Origin of the sequence: Leptospira weilii serovar Ranarum str. ICFT, assembly GCF_000332415.1 — a bacterium.
In the GTDB taxonomy this organism is placed as follows: domain Bacteria; phylum Spirochaetota; class Leptospiria; order Leptospirales; family Leptospiraceae; genus Leptospira; species Leptospira weilii_A.
Genome location: NZ_AOHC02000021.1, coordinates 69,169 through 91,478, shown reverse-complemented (window position 1 = coordinate 91,478; position 22,310 = coordinate 69,169). Strand labels below are relative to the sequence as shown.

Below are 22,310 nucleotides of genomic sequence, written 5' to 3'. Positions count from 1 at the left end.
TTTTAGCGTGTCGGAACAGATGGGACATAGTATTGATTTGACACGGTGAGTGCGTTCGGACGATCCTGGTTCCGAGAATGAGTTCCAAAAATCTAACGATCCGACAGATTTTAGATGAGTTCGAAATTTCCTCCGAGGATGAATTTTTATCCAAGGTGAAGGAATGGAAAATTCCGACTTCGGGAAAAGGGAAATTCGAACGTGAAGTGATAGAAAAATACTTTCAGAAAACGAATGAACGCATTTATGACTCTACGATTATAGCGGTCTCCAATCAGAAAGGGGGAGAAGGTAAAACCACGGTTTCCGTTTGTTTGGCCGAAGCCCTTTCCAAGTCGGCTCCGGTGCTTCTTGTGGACTGGGATGCCCAGGCAAACATCACTCAACTTTTTTTCGGCTCCGTGGAAAAATCGGTTTTTCATTCCTTGGGTTACAGGGGCGAAGATCCCGTCCCGGTAAAGGATCTGCTTGTGCGGCTTGCTCCGGATTTGGACGTGCTACCTTCTTCCATTCACCTCGCGAACTTTACGACGCCGTATGAAAGGGACGATTTTGAACTTTTAAAGGACGCGCTTAAGCCGGTTCGCTCCGGCTATAAATATATTATTATAGACTGTCCGCCGTCCTTAGGTTTGATTTTGGAAAACGCTTTGATCGCGGCGGATCACGTTCTGGTTCCGATACAGACTCGAGCTTTTAGCGTTCAAGGTCTGAAGGATCTACATTCAACAATTCTAAAAATAAAAAAAAAGGCAAACCCGTCCCTCAATCTTTTGGGCGCCGTCCTCAATCAATACGAAGACACTCGGGCGCTCGCCGGACTTGCGGACGTTATCCGGAAATATTTCGAAGTTTTCGATACCGTTGTGTATAGGAGAGAGTCCATCCCTCAGGCTCAGGCTAAGAAAAAACTTTTGGGGGAATACGACAACAAGGTCATGCAGATGTTTTTTTCCTTGGCGGATGAATTGAAAAGGAGGATTTCAAATGGCTAAACGTTCCGACTTTGCAGGTATGGATCTTCTTACGGCGTTCGGGGATAAAGATTCCTCGAAGTCTGAAATTCAGCTTTCGGACATCGTTCCGAATCCGACCCAACCTCGGGTTTTCGGAAAAGAAGAGGTTTCCGATCTTACGGAATCGATGAAACGTCTGGGCCTGATCGAACCGATCGTGGTCAAAAAACACGGAAAAAAATATCAGATCGTAGCGGGAGAAAGAAGATACCAAGCCGCCAAAATTCTTAAGTGGGATAGGATCGCCGCCATTGAAACATCGGCCTCCGAAGACAGATGTTTTGAAATGGCGCTCGCCGAAAACGAAAAACGCAAAAGCCTGAATCCCTGGGAAGTCGGCCGTGCGATTCAGTTTTTAAGAAAGGAAAAAAGAAAAACGGCGGAAGAAGTTTCCAAGGTTTTGGGTTTTACCGAAAGATACGTAAAACAGTTGAGTTCGATCGCAAGGCTGGATCAAAAGTCGGTGGAGGACCTGCTCCGATCCGGAAAAGACGCTTCCGTAAAAAATCTGGAAGCCCTTTTGAAACAAAAAGAAGGAAGGGGGGGTGAAATGATTTCATCCCGAAAGTCGGCCCCTACAAAGGTGGTCATTCAATTGGGAAAACTTGTTTCGCATCAGAGGGATAAATTTTTGAGAGAACTCTCCTCTCTGAAAAAGAAATACGGAATCAAAGGTTGATTTTTTAAACGGAGAAAATATGAAACTCGCTATTATAGTCGGCTCGCACCGAAAAATATCCCAGTCGACTAAGGTCGCAAAGTGGATGTCAAGCCGTCTTGAATCGTTCGGTCATCAAACATGGGTTTTAGATTTAGGCGTTCATAAACTTCCGGTATGGGACGATTCTTTTTGGGATGGGGGAGAGGATTGGGATCGGATCTGGAAACCGATCGAGTCCGAACTTAAAAACGCCGACGCTTTTATTTTTGTTACGCCGGAATATTCCGGGATGGCTTCTCCGGGACTCAAGAATTTTCTTCTTTATTGTAATTCTTCCTTGCTCGGTCACAAACCGGTTTTGATAGGCGCGGTTTCCGCAAGCAGGGGGGGCGCTTATCCGATCGCCGAACTTAGGATGAGCAGTTATAAAAACACGAAACTCTGTTATATTCCGGAACATATCATCGTTCGGGATGCGGAACAAGTTCTCAACGGTCCGGAATCGGCAAGTAAGGAAGATTCTTATATCCGCGGTCGGATCGATTTCGCTCTCAAAATTCTCGTGAGTTACGGGGAGGCGTTGAAAGCCGTCCGCGATTCCGGCGTGACCTTTAAAAAAGAATTTGCAAACGGGATGTGACGTCTCTCGGGTCGTTCGATAGATCGCGTTTATTTCACAACTACGTTGTGAGCGACTCGCGGCTCTCCGCTGCTCGCCCGCTGAATGATCCATAGAGAATGAGGCGCCTATTTCGATTGAACACTTTCTGAACTCAGTGAAACGTTCACTATGGATCGCGTTTCAGGGCGCAGCGCGTTGAAACTCATAACGCTGCTTCCTATGGGGCGCAGCGTTAGGGATGTGGAGCGTGCGAAGCAGTCGCCTCGTTAGAGGCGACCGAAGGCGAACGCCGGAGCGCGGAACAAGCCCGGCCTGCGCTTTTTATATTTTGATTTCGGTGTACGATCCATTTGAAGCGCAGGAACGCCCGTTTATTTCTTTGGCTTTGCTCAGGAGTCGCCGCGTCGAAAGATAAAACTCGCCGTTTTGATCGTAAACAACCAGACAAAAAGGGGAACGACGACGTTCGCAAATCCGACGATCCAAATCAAAACCCAAGTAATACCCCAATGAAAAGGATTCCAAGCGTGCATTAGGTGGATGAGGATCGGATGGAGTAAAAAAATTCCCATGCTGTTTTTTCCGATAAAAGCGAAAACCGAGATGAATTTTTTATGTCTCTTTTGCTCCTGAGAATTCTCCGCCCAAAGAAAAAGAAAAAGAAACATAACAAGCGGATAAAAGATCAGATGGTTGGACGAATCGAATTTCCAGAGATAACCCACGATCCCCACTACGACTAAGTAAAACAAAATCCCGTAGAAAAGAATTTTCCTGAATGAGTAGGGGAGTTGAGAGGAATTTGTTTTTTCGGAAAGTCGTAAAAAAGCCTTCGGTTCTTTAAACCATTTTCCGGCCAACAATCCAAAGGTGAAAAAGAAAATAAATCCGGTCGGCAGAATGGGTTCGACGGATTTTAAGAAGGGAATTTCAAAATAACGAAATAAGTGATTCGATATTAAATTCACCAAAAGGGTCGTCGCAACTAAAATGAAAACCGACTTCGGCGACTCCGGTAGAATCAGTTTCAAAAAAGGGAATATTAGATAAAAGGAAACTAAAAGAGGAACGAAGTAATAAGGCGCACACCAGGTTCCGAGTAGAATCCCGCCTAAATACTCGCTCCAGTTGGGAAGAGTTTGCAGTTTTACGTAAGCGGCAAAAAAACTTACGATAAAATAAGGAATCAAAAGAGAAAGGATCTTCGGTTTCCAATAATCTTTCCAGTTTGTGAACTTTAAAAAAATTCCGGAAGAAAGTATAAAAGCAGGAACTCCAAATCGGGCTAAGTTTGAAAGAGCCAGAGTCAACGCGGAAGCGTTTTCGTCGGGACCGAAATATTGATAATACGAATTCACATGAATGAAAACGATTCCGACGATGGCGAGCCCGCGAACGAAATCCACGGATTGACTTCTGTTACTTGAGGCTTCTTTTTTCGGAGAAGACAATAGAATTTGAGAAGGGGCGTCGGAAAGAATACACGTTAGGATCAGTATACATAGTCCGAACACATCCATAAATAAGGAAAGATTTGAAATCATAAAAGAATATGCTTTTTTGAAAGTGTAATTAAGTCAGTATGTGATTTATGGATTAAGAAGTAAATCTTTTAGGTCGGTTTAAAGAATGAACAAGTTGGAGATCCCAGCCGGCGGAGTCGTTTTTAAAGAAGGAGAATCGAATAACGCGATGTATGTGATTCTTTCCGGTTCCGTCGAAGTTTTTTTTACGCGAAAACATATCGTTCAACGTCTTGCCGTGATGAAAAAAGGGGATTTTTTCGGAGAGATGGCCTTGTTCCGCGCGACGCCTAGAACCGCGACGGCCAAAGCGATTTTGGATTGTCAACTCGCCGTGATTGAAAGCAAACAACAGCTTGAAAAATTTCTAATTAAAAATCCTGATTTTTCCGCCAAGATGGTTCGAATCCTGGCGGATCGTTTGGCGAACACGGACGCGATTCTCGGTTCAAAGATGGAAGAATATTTCGGCGATTAACTCCAAAGTAACCGTTTGCAATTACTTGAGAGCTCCGAAAGAGATTCGAAAAAACGAATGAAAGTCGATAACAAAAAAACAGAAAGATTCAGATAACATATAAATCGAACCGGGCGCTTTCGTCGGTTTTAAAGAAACGGATTTTCCTTGAAATTAATGTTTGAAGCGGGTTATAATTCTGCACGAGTTGTCTTATATGAAAAATGTAATCATTACGGGTGCAAGTTCCGGAATCGGAAAAGAATTGGCGAGGTTTTACGCTCAATCGGGAGCTAACGTGGCTCTCACCGCAAGAAGAAAGGATTCGCTCAAAAAAATCGCGGACGAATTGAAATCTTCCGGCGCGAAGGGTAAAATTATTTTTGCAGCCTTGGACGTTTCCGATCCGGATCAGAATTTTAAAGTTATTCCCAAGTTGGCAAAGGAACTCGGAGGTTTGGATCTGATCGTCTTAAACGCCGGGATTTCCACCACTTCTTCTTTCGGTGGAAGAAGTTTTGAAGCCGATCGTGCCGTGATCGAAACCAATTTGATCGGTGCTATGGCCGGTGTGGAAGCGGCTTTGCCGATCTTTCAAAAACAAAAATCGGGACAAATCGTTGCGATCTCATCCGTCGCTTCCTTTAGAGGGCTTCCGGGTTCCGCAAGTTATTCTTCCTCCAAGGCGGGGCTTTCCGTTTACATGGAGGCTCTTCGAGGAGAAGTAAAACGATACGGAATTTCGGTGACGGTGATTCATCCCGGATTTATAGACACTCCGATCAACAATCAAATGAAATCTCGTCCGTTTGTAATCTCGGTGGAACGAGGCGCACAAAAAATATATAAAAGTATTGAAAACAAAGTTTTATCGGCTACAGTTCCCTGGTTCCCATGGGCCTTCCTGGGTTATCTTATGAAACGGATTCCCGAATTTTTATGGTCGAAGATCAGTCTGAAATAAATTCCCCTTTTGAAAAACAAAACGCGCCAGTGACAAACCCGGTCCGGGTTTTATTCGTTTGTCTCGGGAACATTTGCAGATCTCCCGCTGCGGAAGGCGCCTTTCTGGATTTGATTCAGAAAAAAAAATTGGAATCTTTCTTCTTCGTGGATTCTTGCGGAACTTCCCGATATCATATCGGAGAACTTCCGGATCCTAGAACGAGACAGGCCGCGCGCAAAAAGGGAATCGAACTTACACATCGGGCGAGACAGTTTCGTAAGGAAGACTTTCGGGAGTTCGATTACATTCTTACGATGGATAAGTCCAATCAGAAAGACGTTTTGTATCTCGCTTCTTCGGACGAAGAAAGAAAAAAGGTTCAACTCTTTCGGTTTTTTCAAAAGGATTCCAAAAAAGATTCCGAGGTTCCCGATCCGTATTACGGAACTCTGAAGGACTTTGACGAAGTGCAAAATATCGTCTCCGATACCGCAGAAGACTTTCTCGATTTCCTCCTTTCTAGAAAACTGGATTTAAAAGCCTAATCCGAAAGTGGGGGAACATTTTCACACATGAGTGAATCCAAAAAAAAGAAAGTAGTCGTCATCGGCGCGGGGTTCGGCGGTTTACAAGCCGTTAAAAAACTCTCTCAAAACAACGATCTCGATATTACCGTAATCGATAAAAAAAATCATCACCTCTTTCAACCCCTTCTCTATCAAGTGGCGACGGCGGTTTTAAGTCCTGCGGATATCGCAATCCCCACCCGTTCCATAGTAGGGGAGAGTAGAAACGTGACCGTGGTTTTAGGGGAGGCGACAAAAATCGACCCCGTTTCAAAAATCGTTTATTACCAAAACACTTCAACGAATTATGATTATCTAATATTATCGGCTGGGGCGAAATCCAGTTATTTCGGTAACGATCACTGGGAAAAACATACGATCGGTCTGAAAAATCTAAAGGACGCATTGAAGATCCGTCATAAACTTTTGATCTCCTTTGAAAAGGCGGAGTTGTCGGGTGATCCCGAAGTCGTTAAATCCTTGTTAAACTATGTGATCATCGGCGGAGGGCCGACCGGTGTGGAGCTCGCGGGTTCCATCGCGGAACTTTCCCATCAGATCATCCGGGACGAATTTCATACGATCGATCCCGCCTTATCCAAGATCACTTTGATCGAAGCTTCTCCGAGGTTGCTTATGACCTTCGACGCTTCTTTGGGAGAATTTACCAAAAAACGTCTGGAGAGTAGGGGAGTGGAGGTTTTGACCGGAACCCGAGTCATCGATATCAACGAACGCGGGGTTCAACTCGAAGGAAAAATGATTTCTTCTCAGACCGTGATTTGGGCGGCGGGGGTTCAAGCCAACGTCATCGCATCCACGTTAGGCGCAACCTTGGATCGCGGCGGAAGAGTGATGGTGGACGAATTTTGTAATATAGAAAATCATCCGGAAGTTTTTGTCATCGGGGATATCGCGAATTATTCCAAGGGTCTGGAACGTCCTTTGCCCGGGGTTTCTCCGGTGGCGATGCAACAGGGAAGATACGTCGCGGCTTTGATTCAAAACGATCTGAAGAATAAAAAACGAAAACCCTTTCATTATATCGATAAGGGTTCTATGGCTACGATCGGCAGAACGGACGCCGTCGCTCAAATGGGAGTTTTTAAGATGAAAGGTCTTTTCGGTTGGCTCGCCTGGCTTTTCATTCATTTATTCTATCAGGTGGGATTTAAAAATAAGGTTACGATTTTGATCACCTGGGTTTGGTCTTATATCGCTTTTAGGGCGGAAGCTCGGGTGATTCAGGACGAGGTCAGCGCGGATAAGGACTGATGGTAAGGGATGGACGGAACGACAGTTCGCATTTTGGCGCGGAAAAAAATCGTTAACGGATCAATTTGAGTTCGGTTATCTTTGCGATCTTTAGAAAAATCTTATCTTCCGTGATCAGATGTCCGCGCAGTTCCAACGCACATTGGCAGATATGCGCGTCCGCGATGGAAACGGACAAACCTTTGGAATAAAGTTTAGATCGTAAAAGTCCCGTCTTAAACCAGGATTCGATTTCATTTCCGCAGAGAGGTAAATCTTCTAGAAAATCCTTCATCAGAGATTGCTCCGATTTGGAACGGATTCCGCTCAGAAGTTCCGCGGCAACGATCGGAGAAAGATAGGCTCTTCCCTCTTTGAGGGCGTCGTCTATGGTTTCATTTCCAACTTTGAAGTAACTGATAAAACTGGAAGTATCAACGACGAGTGCGCTCACGGCTCGTATCCAGATCGATTTGGATTTTGATTTTTCCTTTGAGTTTTTGAGCTTTGTCGTACGCTCTGCTTCTTTTGAGCAACTCAAGACCCATTACGATCGTTTCCGTAATTCCTTTTCCCGTAACGAGCCTGGCGTCTTTTAACAGATTTTCGGGAAGATTGGCAGTGATACGTTTGTCGTAGGCTGGAGAGATCATACATAAAACCATACCAGAATACAGATCAATGTCAATACAAAAGGAGACGCCCCGCTGAAAACGTAATGTATTTGTGATCGTCCGGAAGATAAAAACGTGTCGATTTGAGCTTAAAAAATTCTTGAATACTCGCATCTTGCGATAAGAATGCCCCTGATATGAATCCTTCGTTCTGGACAGGCAAAACCATCGTGGTCACCGGAGGTTCTTCGGGGATCGGAGAAGCGATTCTAGGTATTCTTTCCAAATCGGATTGTAAACTCGTCAATCTCTCCAGAACAAAACCCGAACTTTTAAATCGAAAAAAAAATCTCGTCGCCGACTTGGTACATATCCCGACCGATCTGAGTTCCGAAAAGGAAATCGACAAGGCGGTCAAAAAAATTTCCAAAGAGTATCGAAGTGTCGACGTTCTTTTTGCAAACGCAGGGATTACGACCCATTCCCGATTTGACGGAACCCAGATCCAAACCTTTCGGAAAACGTTCGATATCAATTTTTTCGGTCCTATCTATCTCATTCAAAGGTTGTTGCCTCAGATCAAACTGAGCCGAGGTTGTGTGATCGCCACGTCCACGGTGAGCGGGCTTTACGGTATTCCGGGTAGAAGCGCGTATTCCTCGTCTAAGTCCGCGTTACACGCCGTTTTGGAAGCCGCAAGAATCGAACTCTCCGAAGAAGGTTTGTCGTTTATCATTTTCTGTCCCCCTTATACCAAAACAAAACTCCGTTCATCCGGCTTGGACGGGGACGGTAAGGTTTTGAACGAAGGACAATATCCGAGTAGCAAGATCAAATCGCCGGAAGAGGTGGCGTTTAAGATGATCGATTCGGTGGAAGATCCGAATTCGAGGTTGGTTATCATGGACAGTTCCGGTTTTTTCCTTAAATGGTTACGCAATATCGCTCCCGCCTTTTTGGAACGAACTCTATTCAAAAAACTTTATAAAGATTTTCACTAGAAGGAAAACATGGAAACCAGAAGTATTGTCAAGGAATTTCAGTTCGACTATCCTCTGATGAGAGTTTGGAACGCGGTTACCGTAAACGAAGAGTTGACCTACTGGCTCGTGGATAAGGTCACAGGTCGTCCGAAAGAAGGAGCTAACTTCGCTTGGACTTGGAGACTCGGGATGGAAGGGGATCTAACGACAAACGGAATTTATAAAAAGATAATTCCTTTAAAAGAATTGATACTACTTTGGCAGGATCATCCCGCCGGTGATATTGAATTGAAGTTGGAGTTTCATTCTTTGGGGGAGACTTCTTCCAAACTGGTACTTACGAATTCGGGTTATCCCGTTGGCGATAAGTATGACGTGTGGGTCGAAGCCGCGTCGGAAGGTTGGGAAGAAGAAGGAAAACATTTGAAAGATTACCTAAAAAAATCTTGAACGTGCAAGGCCTCTAAAAAAGATGGTAAAAGGAACCTATTTAGGAAAGGTGATTTTTACCTGTGCAACTACCCGAATTAGAGACTTACTTTCAAACCCTCACCGACCTCACCGATGCAATAGCCGTGGTCAATTCTCCCTACGAATCGGACTTCGACAATGATATCGGACAGTTGGAACAATATTTTACGGACATTACTTCCAGACCTTGGGAAGTTTCGGAAAGAGGTTACTTCAATCTTTTTTCCAGTCACTTTACGTTTCACACGAAGATCGTGGAGGAAATCATTCACGAAGCGAGACGAGTGTTAATGCCCGAAAGAAGAATTCACGTCAAACGTTTGGTCGCTTATCATAAACACGCCGGAGAATGGTTTGCGGAGTTACAAAGAAAACGCAAACAGTTCTCACAGAAAGACATGGTAACCGCCTGATTTCATTTGACAGTTCCCTGTGTCTCAAAGAATCTGAGCCGGTGTTTTTACCGGCTCTTCTTCCTTCCAATTCCAAACATCAAATAGATCGAGCGGCTTTGATTCGGAGAATCCCTTGAAGTCCAAACCCTTCCTCTGGTATCCGGTCCTACTTTTTTTGGCGATCTTTCTATTCGATAAGATTTTCTTTTTGGACAAGGTCAGGGATTACGTAAAACAGGAATTCACATATATTTACTACGACGTCAAAAAGGAACTTCTGCAAGAGATCGTTTCCAAATACGGTTCGAAAGGGGAATATTCCAAAAATCCGGAAAAGAAAAAAAAGCTCATGATCCTCATGGGTTCTTCTCGGATGCTCTATTTTCAAAACTCCGATCTTCAAGCCTTTTATCCGGATTGGGATATATACAATCTTTCTTCCGCCGTTACAACTCCCGCCTATTATCTTTACTTTTTGGAAAAACTCGTTCTAGACGGCGGAGTTCACCCGGATCTGATCGTAATCGAAACGGACCCGTTTCAGTTTAACAAAAACAGTACTACATTCAAAAAATCGAATTTAGCAAACAGTTTCGATCCGATCTTTATTCTAAAATACGCATGGACTTTCGGAAAGGAAAACGTGAACTATTACTTTGCGAATTTTCTTTTCGGAGTGAGTTACAATAAACCTTATATCGGAAACGTAGTCAAACGTCTGAAAAACGAAAATTTCGAAATCGGCGAAATGCTTAAGGCGATGACGATCGCCACTTTAAAAACCGACAAGGGAAACGCCATTTCTCCCGCGGGAGCTTACGTGGAAAAGGATTTCGGTAAGATCCAGGAATCCGCCCGTAAAACGATCGGTTGGATTTATCCTTCTTACGCCCCTTCGCCGATGCAGTATGAGTTTTATAAAAAAATTTTTATACTACAAAGGGCGGAAAATCTTAAAATCTTATTCGTAAGGCCGGGAGTTTCTCCTCCTATGGAAAAGGTCTTGGACGAATTACAAATTCCCGAAACTTGGTCGCAAAGAATAAATCCGATCCATGAAGATTGGAAAATTCCTTGGATCGATATGAGTAAGGATTCGTACTACACCTGCAATACTTATGCGGACAGCGGTCATATCTCCTTGGATTGTTACCGCCCTTTCATTCGTTTCATTCTGCTCCACTACTATCTGGACAAAAAGTAAATTTCCGGGAACGTTTTTGTTTCGTTTGATTCGCCGTAAAAAAGCCGGGTCAAACTCCATACTTTGTCGAAGGTCCGATCGTTTTTGAATCGGTCTAACTCGCATCTGTTTGTGATTTCGGAATTTCTTGACTTTTGAATTCGACTCCTTTACGTTTGTGGGAAGTTTGTTAACTTTTAAGGAATAATCATGAAACAACTTTGTTTAGCTCTTATCACGATTGCGGCCGTTTCTTGTTCTACAACTCCCAGCGTGGAAAACAAGGGCAAGGATCAGGAAATTCAAATTCTTCCTCCGAATATCCGCGTGGAAAAATATAAGGAAACTTTCAACATGAAAGCCGAAGGCCCCGTCGTTACGGATTGCGGCGGCAAACCCTGTACTCCGGAACAACTCGACGGATTGAAACCGGATCAGATCAAGAAGTTCAAAAGGAACGGAGCTTGGAAAGAATATCAGGAGAAAGAAGACTCCGCTACAAAAAAGAAAATCAGCGTTCTCATCCGAACCGGTGAATACAAGGACGATAAAAGGGAAGGTTCTTGGAAAACCCTTTACGAAACCGGAGAGGTTCTTCGCGACACTCCTTACGCGGCCGGTGTGAAAGAAGGAGAGGAGAAAAAACTCAAAAGAGACGGAGTTCAAACAGAAAGCACTTCTTACAAAGCCGATAAGAAGAACGGGCCTTATTGGAAAAAAAACAACGAAGGTCTGATGGACGAGGAAGGCTCTTATAAGGACGACCAAAAAGACGGTCTCTGGACCGAATACTACGCGGAACCCGGTCAAAACGGCGCCAAGAAAAAAGTTTCCAACTATTCCAACGGACAAAAACAAGGCGCCGAAACTTCTTATCATAAGGACGGAAGTACGGTTCAGAGCGAAGGTTCTTACAAGGACGATTTGAGAACGGGCGTCTGGAAAACTTACTACGACAACGGAGTTCTCCAAATGGAAGGCGGTTATAAACCGAAGTTGGAGCCGGGAACCGAAAAGGAAAAAGATCCGAAAGAGAAAAAAGCGCTTCGTTCCGGTTACTGGAAAGAATATTACAAAAACGGAAACATCTTTGCGGAAGGTCAGAGAGAACATACTCGCAAAGGAGTTTGGAAGTTCAACTGGAACAACGGAAATCCGGCTTACAAAGGCGAGATGATGAACGAATTTATGATGTCTTCCGCAGAGGCGTATAACAAGGAAGGGCAGTTGATCGGAAAGGGAAAACTTCAGTTTTCGATCATGAACATAGACGAGGCTACGAACGAACTCAAGGCGAGTTATAAACCCGATATTCCGTTTACGTACTATAAAGACGGTAAAAAGCAGTTCGAGATCGTGAGCGACGCCAAAGCGATCGAATACGACGAAAACGGAGTGAAAGTCGGGGAAGGTCCGATCATGGTGGGAACCAATCGCAAAAACGATTGTTGGACCACTCGTTCCGGAAAAGTATATTACATTAATGGAAACGAAAACAAAAGAATGGGAGAAATGCAGGGTTGTAAGTGATCCCGAAAACGACGGAAATACATATTCCGGTTTTATGATATACCTGGAAATCCATTTCCGTTCCGCGGACGTTGCGCCGTTTTTTACGACGTAATATCCGCGTTTTCCCGTCCTGAGTCGAGGTCTTCGTTTAAAAACAAAACGTCGAAATTGGAAAAGCGGAAGGTTCGCGCCTTCCGCTTTTTTGTTTTCAAGGGTGAGCGCTTTTTGAAATTTTCCGATAATATCGTATGAACACTGAAAATTCTTCCCGATCCTTTTGGAAGCGCGATCTGGTGATTTTTTTTCCCACTGCGATTTTGTTTTTTGCCCTGGGTTTTTTCCTGAAAACCTGCGGTTCCGGTATTCAAAGGACCGCAAAGGTGACGTATAACGGATCTTTTACACAAGGACTTCTGATTTCCATCGATCCAAAAACTTTGAAGATCACGGACCCGGATCAGGAAATTCCGACGGACCTGATCGAAAAGATCGAATTTTTACCGGATGATAAGGTCGGTGATACGTCCGAACTTTCCGCAAACGATAAACTTTTCGTAGGCGCCTATCAATTGAACGTAGGTCCTCACAAAGGAACTCTTCAATTTTTCGGAGGAAAAAACGGAAAACTCTACGGAGTTTTGAAATTTTCAAACTGGGGAAAAGGCAAACCCGAGTTCCTCGGAGGAGTTTTTACAAAAGGGAATCAAATCCAATTCGTCCGTTCCTGTGTCGGAGTGAAATGTTCCGAGATCGGAAGTAACGTTCCGTTCTCACAAAAATATACGGGAGTTTTGGAAGGCCGCTCGATGAGCGGAACCTACCGAGGTAACAATAGTTCCGGCAATTGGGACGCAAAACGATAACGGGAGTTGTTCTTTCGAGTTACGTTTGAATCCGTAACCAACCGCACAAGTTGGCTTCGAATGGCGCCTCGAATCTTTGAGCTGCGCTCAAAGATTCGACCGCGCTCTGCCGCGACTCGCCTAACGGCTCGGTTCTTCGAACCGCGTTCCGCGTCGCTCGGATCGCTGGCGCTGGTTTAACTCATAATGAAAAAACGTTGGCAGTAGATTGTTCTGGGAATCGAAGCCGGTTTTTACGAAACTCCTCATAGACTTTGAGAATGGCGATTTCCGGCTTGAATTCACTTCAACCGGATTCATTCTTACCGAATGGAAAAAGATTCGCTTTCCGCGGAAGACGTGGAGTTTGCCAGAATCAAACTGGAAATTCTTAAACAAGAATTGGGAAAAGAAATCACCGGACAGGACGAGGTCATCCGAAACGTCCTGGTTTGTCTGGTCTGTCAAGGCCACGTCCTTTTGGAAGGGATGCCCGGACTTGCAAAAACTTTGCTCGCAAGATCGCTCGCAAGCGCCCTCGACTTGGACTTCAAAAGAATTCAATTCACTCCCGACCTTTTGCCGGCGGATCTTGTCGGAACAGTCGTATTCAATCCGAAGACCGCCGAGTTTGAAACCAGAAAAGGCCCGGTTTTTACGGGAGTTCTTCTTGCGGACGAGATCAACAGAGCGCCCGCCAAGGTTCAGTCCGCCCTTCTCGAAAGTATGGAAGAGAAAACGATCACGATCGGAGACAAAACCTACAAACTCGACAGGCCGTTTTTGGTGATCGCGACTCAGAACCCGATTGATCAAGACGGAACCTATCCTTTGCCGGAAGCGCAGATGGATCGATTTTTTATGAAGGTCAACGTTAGTTACCCCGCGTTGGAAGAGGAAATTTCCATACTCGATCAACACGGCAAACTGAACACCACAAACGGAAAGATCAAAAAAACGGTCACTTCCGCGGAAATACTGAAACTTTCCTCGATGCTCGACGACGTGTTCATCGAAGAAAAGATCAAATCCTACATCGTTCGATTGGTTCGGAACACGAGACCGGAAGAACGAACCGTTCCGGAACTTATACCGTATATCCGCCACGGCGCATCTCCGAGAGCCTCCTTAAGTATATTAAAAAGTTCTAAAGCAAATGCCCTTCTAAACGGACGGACATACGTGATCCCGGAGGACGTAAAGGTTTCTCTCGCGGAAATTTTAAGACATAGGATATTACTCACGTTCGAGGCGATTTCGGAGGAATTGGACGTGGAAACTCTGATCCGGACCGTTGTGGAGGCGACTCCGGTTCCTTAGGTTTTTATGATCCGTAAAGAATTTTTGTCGATTCTCTCCAATCTCGAGTTGGGACGTAAGTCCCGTTCCTTTAAGGAAAAAACCGGTACTGCGGAAAGTTCCAAACGAGGACGGGGACTGGATTTTAAGGACGTTCGTCTTTACGGTTTCGGGGACGATACTCGACTGATCGATTGGAACGTAACGTCTCGTTTCGGAGAATTGTATGTGCGGGAATTCTACGAAGAAAAGGAAAGACAGGCTATTCTTTTTTACGACGTCTCTATTTCGATGGAGTGGGGTTCGGGGGAACATTCCCGAGCTGCAAACGCGTTCCAGGTTCTGGCGCTCATTTCCTTACTTTACGTTCAAAAAGGAAACCGAGTTAAGATCGTTCTTTATTGCGACAAGGTGGAATGGGAAACCGATTTTTTGCGATCACGGGACGAACTACTTCCGGTGTTGCGAAAAATTTCGGGCAAGGAACTGATTTCTAGAAAATCGGAACCCTTACTTCCCTTTCGATATCTGAAAAATCGGGTTCACAGACACGCGGAAGTGTTTTTGTTAAGCGACTTCATCGGAATCGGAAGTTTAAAAAAATACTCCAGTTTAAAAAAATATTATTCTCTACACGCGATTCGATTTCGGGATCCGTTGGAAATCGATCCTCCTAAATCCTTATTATCCTTTTTTTATACTCGGGACCCGGAAGAATCGAACGGCGGTTTTTTGAGTAAAAGTCTTTCTCCCCAATACGAATTAAAATCCTTACGTTCCTTTTTTCAGTCCTCTTTTTTGGATCTGACCGAATACGAGCTGAAAACCAAGGACTTGATCCGGTATTTTTCAAAATGAAAAATAACATTCATGTTTTTGTATATTCTTGGATTTTAATGTTATACTCCGGACTGAACGCCGAACCGGTCGAGTTCCTTGCGCCGGAAAGAACGCTCGTCGCCGAAAAAATCCGATACGAATTGAAATGGGAAACGGGAGAAGTTAAAGACGTACAATTCCCGGAGGCGGGGATCCATTTTTTGGAGGATTCTCCGGACATTCCCCGGTTCGAAGTTTTGTATTCCGAAAAAAAAGAAAACTCACTCGTTGTGGATTTCGTTTTTTACGTTACGGGTGAACATCCGGTTCCGATTTCTTGGACGGACGCAAACGGTAAAAAAGAATTTTCCAAAAAACGAGTTCTGATCGAGTCTTCGATTTCCGATTCGGACACGGGACCCGCGGATATCGTTCCACCTTTGACTTTTTCCGGTTCTTATCTGGGAAGGTTGTTCGTTTTTACGATCATCGCCGGTCTTTTGTTTGTTTTCGGAATTTATGCGTATCGTATCTACGCCGGTAAAAATTCTCCTCTGGACGCGATCATTCAAACCGAGCCGACTCTGGAAAGGATGGAGATCTACGAGATTCGATTGAACGAACTTCTAAAACGAGATCCGATTCCCGCGCGCGACTTTGCCCGATTGTTGTCCGGTTATATCCGTGAAAAGTCGGCCAATCTTTCCGGAAGAAAAACGTCCGCTTTCACCGAAGCGGAACTATTTCGTTTTTTATACGATCAGTTTCCGTTCGAAGAACGGGAACTTGAGTTTTGGAGGGAGTTCCTGACCGAAAAAAAATTCAGACCCGAAAACGGCTATTTATCCAAAAAAGAAGCGGAAGAAAAGTTTTTACACTGGAAAGGAATCTGGGATAAAAAATGAATTTTGAATATCCTTACGCGTTTCTTCTTTTGATTCCGGTTTGGGTCTGGGCGTACATATATTACAAAAACAAAATGTACTTAAGAAGGATGGAGATCCGACTTCCCGGAAGAAGAGAAGGGGTTCTTTCCAAGTTCGAGAACTTCGGAAAATTTCTGCCCTTCTTGAAACCGATCACGATCAGTTTGATGATCGTGGCGCTCGCCGGGCCGGGCAAAAAAACCTTTTTTCTTCCGGACGAAAAGGAAGGTGTCGATATCATGATCGCGCTGGACGTTTCGGGTTCCATGTCCCGAAGCAGGGATTTTCTTCCCGAAACAAGACTTGGAGTTTCTAAAAAGTTACTTCGGAGATTTATCGAAAAAAGGAAAAACGATCGGCTCGGTCTGGTGGTTTTTGCGGGAGCGGCTTATTTACAGGCTCCTCTTACGGGAGATCGGGAATCCCTAAACGAAATTTTAGGAACGATCGAGGAGGAAACCGTAACGGAGCAGGGGACTGCGATCGGAGACGCGATCATACTTTCCACGTATCGATTGAGGTCTTCCCAGGCTCGTTCCAAAGTGATCGTGCTCATCACGGACGGGGTTTCCAATACGGGCAAAATCGATCCGGTAACCGCGACCGAACTCGCGGAACATATCGGAGCCAAAATTTATTCCATCGGAATCGGAAAGGAAGACAGTTCTTACGAAATCAATTTCGAAATTTTGCAGGAACTTTCGGCGAACACGGGCGGCAGATTTTTTAGAGCGGAGGATCCGGAGGAAATGAAATCGGTCCTTACTTCGATCGATTCTCTTGAAAAAGATCCCTTACAGTCGCCTCCGAAGGAAGTCCGGGAAACCGAGTACGAGATCTGGCTCTATCGAGCCCTTGCCGTTTTACTTTTGGATCTGATCTTGCGGGCTTTTTTTCTTAGGTACTACGTATGATCCAAGAATTTTCGGCGTATCTGAAAAACGTATTTTTCGCCCTCGTTTTCGTATGGATTATATATTCTATTCTTAGAATATTCGTGGTTTATAAAATAAGAGAATGGAGGATTTTTTACCCCGGTTTGGAGAGGGCTTCCTCCTTTCCGAATGTGCGTTTCGTATTTGTGAGAATTCTACTGATCCTTGCGACCTTGGTCTGTGTGTTTTTTAGCGGTTTGAAAACGAACACTAAGGACGAAAAAAAGGAAGAATCTTTCAAAGGAGTCGATATACTCTTTCTTGTGGACGTAAGTCTTTCCATGCAAGCGATTGATAGTCCTCCGACCCGATTGGCGAGGTTCAAGGAAATATTACTGCGTATGTTGCCTTCTCTTTCCGGAAATCGATTTGGGATGATCGTTTTTGCCGCGAGTCCGTTTTTATACTGTCCGATGACTTCGGACGTCGCCGCGTTTTCGGACTACGTGCGCGGTTTGGACGCGGATATGGTGGGGGACAGGGGTACGGATTTGAATCAAGCGTTTTTGAAAGCGGACGTTTTGCTCCAATCCGAAAAAGTTTTTCGGAATCGAATCTTAATTTTAGTAACGGACGGAGAAGATCAAAACGATCCCGAACCCGTTTCCTTTCCGGCGAGTTTTCAAGTTTGGGCGGCCGGGACGCAGGCGGGCGGTCCGATCGCGTATAACGACGAAAATTCGGGTCTAAAAGGTTTTCTTTTGAAGGACGGAACTCTGACGTCGGATATGAATTCTCCCGGAATCATTCATTCTAAGATGAATCGGACTTTTTTAAAAAATCTTGCCGATAAAAACGACGGAACCTTTTATTCCTTGGATTCCGATCCTCCGGACGTAACGTCTCTTCAAAAGGAAATTCTTTCCTTGGAAGAGAATTTGTATTCCAGAAAGAAGGATTTGAAACGCGTGGAAGGTTCCGGTAAATTTTTATTGGCGGCGGTTCTTTTCCTATTATCGGATTGGATTTTGGCTGAGTTTTTCCTGTTCTCCGGACGGAAATCGCAGGACGTTACGATATGAAACGAATTCGTACATTAGAATATTTGATCATTCTGATTTGTTTGTCTTTTGCAGACGTTTTGTTTGCGATCGAGTTGGACCCGGGAGGGAATCGGGTCGACGAAGGGTTGGAACGTTACAATCGGGGCGAATATGCCGACTCTTTGAAAATGTATCAGGAGGCGGAGTCTTATTTTCCGGAGGATCCCCGATTGGAATTCAATCGGGGAGCGGCCGAATTCAAATCGGGTAACATCGATAAGGCGATCCGTCATTTTGAAAAATCCGCGACTTCCACTTCCCCCGAGGTTCAATGGAAGTCGAGGTTCAATCTGGGAAACGGTTATATGCGAACGGGAGATCGTAAAAAAGCCGCGGAAGAATACATCAAAGCCTTGAAGCTGAAGCCCGATTTAAAAGAGGCAAGAAAGAATTTGGAATATCTTCGTAGAACTCCGCCTTCTTCTCAGACTTCTCCCAACTCGAGTCCTCAATCTAAGGATTCAAAAAATTCCCCTTCTTCCAATCAAAATCAACCGGAAAGTCGCGGCGCCGGAAACGGCGATCAGTCTCAGGACGACGAGGTACGAAAACGCGATCACAACGGGGCTCGCGGTAAAAAAGATCGTCTCACCGAGGAGGAAACGAAAAGAATTTTGGATTCCTTGGATCTGAATAAGGTCCGTAGAAAAAGCGGAAAGAGCCGGGATAGAGAGGTTTTTTGGTGAAAGGATTGTTCCGTATCTTCCTTTTTTTGTTCGCGTTTCAGTCTCTTGCGGCGGATGAAACCAAATTCTACGTTACGCGAAACATGTTCCATCTCGGAGAGGAATCGTATGCGGTTTTTGAAATGGACATGAGTTCCCGGTTTTCGATTCCTCAAAAAAATCTTTCCAACGGAGACATCGATCTTTTTTACGCGGGCTCCGAAGAAAATACCACGATCATCAACTTCCAAGTGTTTCGAAAAAGACTTTTAAAATTCAAAATCAAGGCCGCCAAACAGGGAGTTTTTACTCTTCCCTCCGTGAGTATAGAAGTGAACGGCAAAAAATTCGCTCCCAATCCCCTACAGGTTCAGGTGCTTGCAAGGTCCAAAACCGCGAAGAGTAGGGGAGGTTCTTTTTTCGATCGTTTCTTTCATTTTGAAGAAGAGGATCTGCCTGAAAACGCGGATCTGAAAGTGATCTTTCAGACGAGTAAAAAAGAAGCCTGGGTCGGAGAACCGATCATCGGTTATTTTACGTTGTATTATAAGGACGTACGCAAACCTTACTTCGATCGAAATCCCGCGGATTCGATTCAGTTTCCGTATTTCAGAAGCGAGGTGCTTTCCGGAGTTTCCGTAAAAGTTCCCGACCAAGTATTGTACGAAGGGAACGTCTACGACATCGCCGTTTACAACAAGGAAATTTATTCCTTGGTTCCTCTGCGCGCCGGAGAATTCCATCTGGGCAAAACCACGTTTTCCTTGGAAGGCCAACTACAATCCTACTTCAACTTAAAAACCGTTAGCACAACCCCCAATCGAATTCAAGTGAAGGAACTTCCTAAATTCGAAGGGAATTTCAGCGGAGCCGTCGGTAAGTTCAAGGCTCGTATAAAAACGGAAAACGATCCTAGTACGATCCAAGCGGGGGACACGTTGTATTTGAGCGTCGTGATCGAAGGAGAGGGAAATCTTTCGGCCCTTAAGGAACCGTTTGTCGATTGTAAGAAAGGAAAAAATTGTATTCCGGAAGTCACGTTGTATGACACATCGAGGTCTTGGAAATTCACCGAGTTGGAAAACGGCGGTTACGGTTTTTATTCCGTGGCTCGTTTTGAATACGGAATTCCGACGAGGACGTCCGGAGTTTGGAAACAAGAACCGAAGGAGTTCGTTTTTTTCGATCCGGATACGGGAAGTTATAAGACGCTTTTTTTGGAAATTCCGTCGACGAACGTATTACCTCGAACCAAAGGGGATTTTAAGAATGTGGAATCCTCAAATTCGATTTCCGAAGAAAGTAAAATTCGTTTTTTGTTTTTTTCTTTCGGATTTTTTCTTTTTGTAATCGTCGCGATTTGGTTTCGTTTTCAAAAAACGGATGCAACTTTTCTAATGTCATTTCCGATCCTTTTTCCGATTTTGGGGATTCCGATTTTAAAAGAACTTGACTTACAAACCGGAACTAAAAGAGGCTTGGTATTAAGGCAGTTCCTGCTTTCAAAAGGGATTTCCGAAAAGGACGTTTTTTTTCTCGTGGAAATTTCCGGAGCCGAGCCGGGTTTTGCGGAACTTGCGTTAAAGTTGAACTTCCGTGAGAAAAGGACCTTGTTGTCTATCGCCGATCGTATTTTGAAAAATCTAAAGGAGAAAGATTTATGAGCGAAGAAATTAAAGGAAGAATTTCCGTAGAGACGGAAAATATTTTTCCGATCATCAAAAAATGGCTCTATTCCGAAAAGGATATTTTCATCCGAGAACTCGTATCCAACGCCAGCGACGCGATCGTCAAGTTAAGGAAAATCGCATTCTCCGAAGAGTTCGAAGGAGGTGTCGATTATAGAATCGATCTCGAATTCGATCAGGAAAAAAGAATTCTCACGATCGAAGATAACGGAATCGGAATGAGTTCCGAAGAAGTTCAGAAATACATCAATCAAATCGCGTTTTCGAGCGCGGAAGAGTTCGTAAAAAAATTTCAAGGAGAAGGCGCCAAACCCGAAATCATCGGACATTTCGGGCTCGGCTTTTACTCCTGTTTTATGGTTTCCACAAAGGTAATCCTAGAAACCAAGTCGTATAAAAAAGGATCGACCGGAGTCGTGTGGGAAAGCGAATCAGGAACCGAATTTTCCTTACGGTCCTCGGATAAAACCGCAAGAGGCACCAAAATCACTCTCCACCTCGACGGTGATTCCGGAGAATATTTGGATCAGTGGAAACTCAAAGAACTGATTCGTAAATACTGCGACTTTTTACCGGTTCCGATTTACGTCAAAAACGAACAGACCAATAAACAAACCCCCCTTTGGTCGGAAACTCCGTCCTCGGTAACCAAGGAAAAATACGAGGAATTTTACAATTACCTTTTTCCCTTTTCGGGAGAACCTCTCTTTCACGTTCATTTAAACGTCGACTATCCGTTTCGTCTTCAAGGAATATTATACTTTCCTAAATTAAAACACGAGTTGGACGTCAATCAATCCGGAATCAAACTCTACTGTAATCACGTATTCGTTAGCGACGACGCGAACGATTTGATTCCTAAGTTTTTGACCGTATTAAAAGGGACGATAGATATTCCGGATCTACCCCTGAACGTTTCGAGGTCTTATCTTCAGAGTGATCCGCTGGTTAAAAAAATTTCCGCGCATATCGTTAAAAAAATCGCGGATCGTTTGAACGAAGAGTTCAAAAAGAACGAGGAAGAATTCAAAAAGGAATGGGATGAGATTTCCATTTTCGTAAAGTACGGAATGTTGACCGACGACAAGTTTTACGAGGCCGCTAAGGATCTTGTATTTTTCAAAACTTCGAACGGGGAAATCGTTCGTCTCGAAGACTATTGGAACAAGAACAAGGAAAAAAACGGCGGTAAGGTTTTTTACGCGTCGGAAACTTCCTCCGTGTATATGGATCTGCTCAAGTCTCAGGGACTCGAAGCGATCTTGGTCGACACGAGAATCGATTCCCACTTCATTCAATTTTTGGAATCCAAAAATCCGGACATGAAGTTTCAAAGAGCGGATTCCGAACTTGCGGACGGGGTCGTGGATAAGGAACATGCTTCTTCCATTGTCGACTCGGATAACAAGACACAGGCGGACCTGGTTAAGGAACTTTTCGAGAAAATTCTGAAACGAGACGGTCTGGAAATCAAGGCGGAACCTCTCAAAGCCGAGGGTGTTCCCGCCGTGGTCCTTCTTCCGGAGCACCTTCGAAGATTGAGCGAGATGAACATGTTGGGCGGTCAAAAACCTCTCGATCTTTTGAAAAATCATACACTCGTAATCAATACACGTTCGGCTCTCGTAAAGAACATCCTCGAATTGTCCAAAGGCGTAAGTTCGCCTAAGGCGGATAAGTTGGCCCGTACCGTTTACGATATGGCCCTTCTTTCCTCTAAAATTTTCGGCGAAGCCGAGTTCTCCGAATACTTAAAACGAACCACGGAGACCCTCGAAGAGTTGAGCGGTCATTAACGCGAGTTCGGTAGAACCGACAACCGCCGAATTCACGTTGATGAATAAAAAAAGGATTGGAATTTCAAAGTCGATCCGATACATAGACTGTGCG

24 protein-coding genes are annotated in these 22,310 nt (G+C 44.5%); 21 read left to right on the top strand and 3 right to left on the bottom strand.

The window, feature by feature from the left end:
• The first annotated feature begins 77 nt into the window (after positions 1 to 77).
• From LEP1GSC060_RS06035 to LEP1GSC060_RS06025, 3 genes are read left to right on the top strand one after another with little or no spacing between them, the layout of a single operon-like run.
• A complete protein-coding gene (locus tag LEP1GSC060_RS06035; protein ID WP_002998784.1) occupies positions 78 to 995 on the top strand; it encodes a ParA family protein in 918 nt (305 codons plus the stop codon).
• Positions 988 to 1,695 (top strand): ParB/RepB/Spo0J family partition protein, encoded by a 708-nt coding sequence (locus tag LEP1GSC060_RS06030; protein ID WP_002998874.1) that lies wholly within the window; start codon positions 988 to 990, stop codon positions 1,693 to 1,695. The genes LEP1GSC060_RS06035 and LEP1GSC060_RS06030 overlap by 8 nt, the downstream gene beginning before the upstream one ends.
• A gap of 19 nt (positions 1,696 to 1,714) precedes the next feature.
• On the top strand, positions 1,715 to 2,317 hold the full coding sequence (locus LEP1GSC060_RS06025; protein WP_002998685.1) for an NADPH-dependent FMN reductase: 603 nt from the start codon (positions 1,715 to 1,717) through the stop codon (positions 2,315 to 2,317).
• Between the two features lie 371 nt (positions 2,318 to 2,688).
• Here the strand turns inward: LEP1GSC060_RS06025 and LEP1GSC060_RS06020 are convergent, their stop codons facing one another.
• On the bottom strand, positions 2,689 to 3,843 hold the full coding sequence (locus LEP1GSC060_RS06020; protein WP_002999132.1) for an acyltransferase: 1,155 nt from the start codon (positions 3,841 to 3,843) through the stop codon (positions 2,689 to 2,691).
• An 85-nt stretch (positions 3,844 to 3,928) separates the two neighbouring features.
• On the opposite strand from LEP1GSC060_RS06020, the gene LEP1GSC060_RS06015 reads away from it, so the two are divergent.
• From LEP1GSC060_RS06015 to LEP1GSC060_RS06000, 4 genes are all read left to right on the top strand, one after another.
• Positions 3,929 to 4,300, top strand: coding sequence for a Crp/Fnr family transcriptional regulator (locus LEP1GSC060_RS06015; RefSeq protein WP_002999066.1), 372 nt, complete (start codon positions 3,929 to 3,931; stop codon positions 4,298 to 4,300).
• 196 nt (positions 4,301 to 4,496) lie between these two features.
• Positions 4,497 to 5,243, top strand: a complete 747-nt coding sequence (locus LEP1GSC060_RS06010) for an SDR family oxidoreductase (RefSeq protein ID WP_002998716.1) — start codon at positions 4,497 to 4,499, stop codon at positions 5,241 to 5,243.
• Positions 5,219 to 5,770 carry a low molecular weight protein-tyrosine-phosphatase gene (locus LEP1GSC060_RS06005; RefSeq protein WP_002999217.1) on the top strand — a complete coding sequence of 184 codons (552 nt, stop codon included), beginning with the start codon at positions 5,219 to 5,221 and terminating at the stop codon, positions 5,768 to 5,770. Before LEP1GSC060_RS06010 ends, LEP1GSC060_RS06005 begins: the two co-directional genes overlap by 25 nt.
• 27 nt (positions 5,771 to 5,797) lie before the next feature.
• Positions 5,798 to 7,066, top strand: coding sequence for an NAD(P)/FAD-dependent oxidoreductase (locus LEP1GSC060_RS06000; protein WP_002998657.1), 1,269 nt, complete (start codon positions 5,798 to 5,800; stop codon positions 7,064 to 7,066).
• Positions 7,067 to 7,118: 52 nt separating this feature from the next.
• Here LEP1GSC060_RS06000 and LEP1GSC060_RS05995 read toward each other — a convergent pair whose 3' ends face one another.
• Together LEP1GSC060_RS05995 and LEP1GSC060_RS05990 are read right to left on the bottom strand one after the other, a co-directional pair.
• Positions 7,119 to 7,499: a PIN domain-containing protein gene (locus tag LEP1GSC060_RS05995; protein WP_002998996.1), complete on the bottom strand. Its 381-nt coding sequence runs from the start codon at positions 7,497 to 7,499 to the stop codon at positions 7,119 to 7,121.
• Positions 7,480 to 7,698: a hypothetical protein gene (locus LEP1GSC060_RS05990; RefSeq protein WP_002998698.1), complete on the bottom strand. Its 219-nt coding sequence runs from the start codon at positions 7,696 to 7,698 to the stop codon at positions 7,480 to 7,482. Before LEP1GSC060_RS05990 ends, LEP1GSC060_RS05995 begins: the two co-directional genes overlap by 20 nt.
• Positions 7,699 to 7,856: 158 nt before the next feature.
• Here LEP1GSC060_RS05990 and LEP1GSC060_RS05985 point away from each other — a divergent pair, with 158 nt between their 5' ends.
• The 14 genes from LEP1GSC060_RS05985 (at position 7,857) to htpG (ending at position 22,216) form a co-directional block, all read left to right on the top strand.
• Positions 7,857 to 8,660 (top strand): SDR family NAD(P)-dependent oxidoreductase, encoded by an 804-nt coding sequence (locus LEP1GSC060_RS05985; RefSeq protein WP_002999322.1) that lies wholly within the window; start codon positions 7,857 to 7,859, stop codon positions 8,658 to 8,660.
• Between the two features lie 9 nt (positions 8,661 to 8,669).
• Positions 8,670 to 9,092, top strand: coding sequence for an SRPBCC family protein (locus tag LEP1GSC060_RS05980; RefSeq protein WP_002998958.1), 423 nt, complete (start codon positions 8,670 to 8,672; stop codon positions 9,090 to 9,092).
• Between the two features lie 62 nt (positions 9,093 to 9,154).
• Positions 9,155 to 9,526, top strand: a complete 372-nt coding sequence (locus tag LEP1GSC060_RS05975) for a PIN domain-containing protein (protein ID WP_036095515.1) — start codon at positions 9,155 to 9,157, stop codon at positions 9,524 to 9,526.
• Between the two features lie 115 nt (positions 9,527 to 9,641).
• Entirely contained in the window at positions 9,642 to 10,712 is a 1,071-nt protein-coding gene (locus LEP1GSC060_RS05970) for a DUF1574 domain-containing protein (RefSeq protein WP_036095514.1), read from the top strand.
• A 189-nt stretch (positions 10,713 to 10,901) separates the two neighbouring features.
• Positions 10,902 to 12,221 (top strand): LIC20035 family adhesin, encoded by a 1,320-nt coding sequence (locus tag LEP1GSC060_RS05965; protein WP_002999236.1) that lies wholly within the window; start codon positions 10,902 to 10,904, stop codon positions 12,219 to 12,221.
• A 230-nt stretch (positions 12,222 to 12,451) separates the two neighbouring features.
• Positions 12,452 to 13,066: an LIC20036 family protein gene (locus tag LEP1GSC060_RS05960; RefSeq protein ID WP_036095510.1), complete on the top strand. Its 615-nt coding sequence runs from the start codon at positions 12,452 to 12,454 to the stop codon at positions 13,064 to 13,066.
• A gap of 309 nt (positions 13,067 to 13,375) precedes the next feature.
• Positions 13,376 to 14,365 carry an AAA family ATPase gene (locus tag LEP1GSC060_RS05955; protein WP_002998693.1) on the top strand — a complete coding sequence of 330 codons (990 nt, stop codon included), beginning with the start codon at positions 13,376 to 13,378 and terminating at the stop codon, positions 14,363 to 14,365.
• 6 nt (positions 14,366 to 14,371) lie between these two features.
• A complete protein-coding gene (locus tag LEP1GSC060_RS05950; RefSeq protein ID WP_002999060.1) occupies positions 14,372 to 15,202 on the top strand; it encodes a DUF58 domain-containing protein in 831 nt (276 codons plus the stop codon).
• Positions 15,199 to 16,068: an LB_053 family protein gene (locus LEP1GSC060_RS05945; RefSeq protein WP_002998766.1), complete on the top strand. Its 870-nt coding sequence runs from the start codon at positions 15,199 to 15,201 to the stop codon at positions 16,066 to 16,068. The genes LEP1GSC060_RS05950 and LEP1GSC060_RS05945 overlap by 4 nt, the downstream gene beginning before the upstream one ends.
• Positions 16,065 to 17,003, top strand: a complete 939-nt coding sequence (batA, locus tag LEP1GSC060_RS05940) for a VWA domain-containing protein BatA (RefSeq protein WP_002999222.1) — start codon at positions 16,065 to 16,067, stop codon at positions 17,001 to 17,003. Before LEP1GSC060_RS05945 ends, batA begins: the two co-directional genes overlap by 4 nt.
• A complete protein-coding gene (gene batB, locus LEP1GSC060_RS05935; RefSeq protein ID WP_002999079.1) occupies positions 17,000 to 18,046 on the top strand; it encodes a VWA domain-containing protein BatB in 1,047 nt (348 codons plus the stop codon). The genes batA and batB overlap by 4 nt, the downstream gene beginning before the upstream one ends.
• A complete protein-coding gene (gene batC, locus LEP1GSC060_RS05930; protein ID WP_002998888.1) occupies positions 18,043 to 18,753 on the top strand; it encodes a TPR repeat-containing protein BatC in 711 nt (236 codons plus the stop codon). Before batB ends, batC begins: the two co-directional genes overlap by 4 nt.
• Complete coding sequence (locus LEP1GSC060_RS05925; RefSeq protein WP_002998781.1) at positions 18,747 to 20,396, top strand: BatD family protein; 1,650 nt, start codon at positions 18,747 to 18,749, stop codon at positions 20,394 to 20,396. The genes batC and LEP1GSC060_RS05925 overlap by 7 nt, the downstream gene beginning before the upstream one ends.
• Positions 20,393 to 22,216 carry a molecular chaperone HtpG gene (htpG, locus tag LEP1GSC060_RS05920; protein ID WP_002999113.1) on the top strand — a complete coding sequence of 608 codons (1,824 nt, stop codon included), beginning with the start codon at positions 20,393 to 20,395 and terminating at the stop codon, positions 22,214 to 22,216. The genes LEP1GSC060_RS05925 and htpG overlap by 4 nt, the downstream gene beginning before the upstream one ends.
• Positions 22,217 to 22,310 lie beyond the last annotated feature (94 nt).

Bases quoted from the DNA above. Each gene is read 5' to 3' on its own strand.
- LEP1GSC060_RS06035 (WP_002998784.1), top strand. From the start codon at position 78: ATGAGTTCCAAAAATCTAACGATCCGACAGATTTTAGATGAGTTCGAA.
- LEP1GSC060_RS06030 (WP_002998874.1), top strand. From the start codon at position 988: ATGGCTAAACGTTCCGACTTTGCAGGTATGGATCTTCTTACGGCGTTC.
- LEP1GSC060_RS06025 (WP_002998685.1), top strand. From the start codon at position 1,715: ATGAAACTCGCTATTATAGTCGGCTCGCACCGAAAAATATCCCAGTCG.
- LEP1GSC060_RS06020 (WP_002999132.1), bottom strand. From the start codon at position 3,843: ATGATTTCAAATCTTTCCTTATTTATGGATGTGTTCGGACTATGTATA.
- LEP1GSC060_RS06015 (WP_002999066.1), top strand. From the start codon at position 3,929: ATGAACAAGTTGGAGATCCCAGCCGGCGGAGTCGTTTTTAAAGAAGGA.
- LEP1GSC060_RS06010 (WP_002998716.1), top strand. From the start codon at position 4,497: ATGAAAAATGTAATCATTACGGGTGCAAGTTCCGGAATCGGAAAAGAA.
- LEP1GSC060_RS06005 (WP_002999217.1), top strand. From the start codon at position 5,219: ATGGTCGAAGATCAGTCTGAAATAAATTCCCCTTTTGAAAAACAAAAC.
- LEP1GSC060_RS06000 (WP_002998657.1), top strand. From the start codon at position 5,798: ATGAGTGAATCCAAAAAAAAGAAAGTAGTCGTCATCGGCGCGGGGTTC.
- LEP1GSC060_RS05990 (WP_002998698.1), bottom strand. From the start codon at position 7,698: ATGATCTCTCCAGCCTACGACAAACGTATCACTGCCAATCTTCCCGAA.
- LEP1GSC060_RS05985 (WP_002999322.1), top strand. From the start codon at position 7,857: ATGAATCCTTCGTTCTGGACAGGCAAAACCATCGTGGTCACCGGAGGT.
- LEP1GSC060_RS05980 (WP_002998958.1), top strand. From the start codon at position 8,670: ATGGAAACCAGAAGTATTGTCAAGGAATTTCAGTTCGACTATCCTCTG.
- LEP1GSC060_RS05965 (WP_002999236.1), top strand. From the start codon at position 10,902: ATGAAACAACTTTGTTTAGCTCTTATCACGATTGCGGCCGTTTCTTGT.
- LEP1GSC060_RS05960 (WP_036095510.1), top strand. From the start codon at position 12,452: ATGAACACTGAAAATTCTTCCCGATCCTTTTGGAAGCGCGATCTGGTG.
- LEP1GSC060_RS05955 (WP_002998693.1), top strand. From the start codon at position 13,376: ATGGAAAAAGATTCGCTTTCCGCGGAAGACGTGGAGTTTGCCAGAATC.
- LEP1GSC060_RS05950 (WP_002999060.1), top strand. From the start codon at position 14,372: ATGATCCGTAAAGAATTTTTGTCGATTCTCTCCAATCTCGAGTTGGGA.
- LEP1GSC060_RS05945 (WP_002998766.1), top strand. From the start codon at position 15,199: ATGAAAAATAACATTCATGTTTTTGTATATTCTTGGATTTTAATGTTA.
- batA (WP_002999222.1), top strand. From the start codon at position 16,065: ATGAATTTTGAATATCCTTACGCGTTTCTTCTTTTGATTCCGGTTTGG.
- batB (WP_002999079.1), top strand. From the start codon at position 17,000: ATGATCCAAGAATTTTCGGCGTATCTGAAAAACGTATTTTTCGCCCTC.
- batC (WP_002998888.1), top strand. From the start codon at position 18,043: ATGAAACGAATTCGTACATTAGAATATTTGATCATTCTGATTTGTTTG.
- htpG (WP_002999113.1), top strand. From the start codon at position 20,393: ATGAGCGAAGAAATTAAAGGAAGAATTTCCGTAGAGACGGAAAATATT.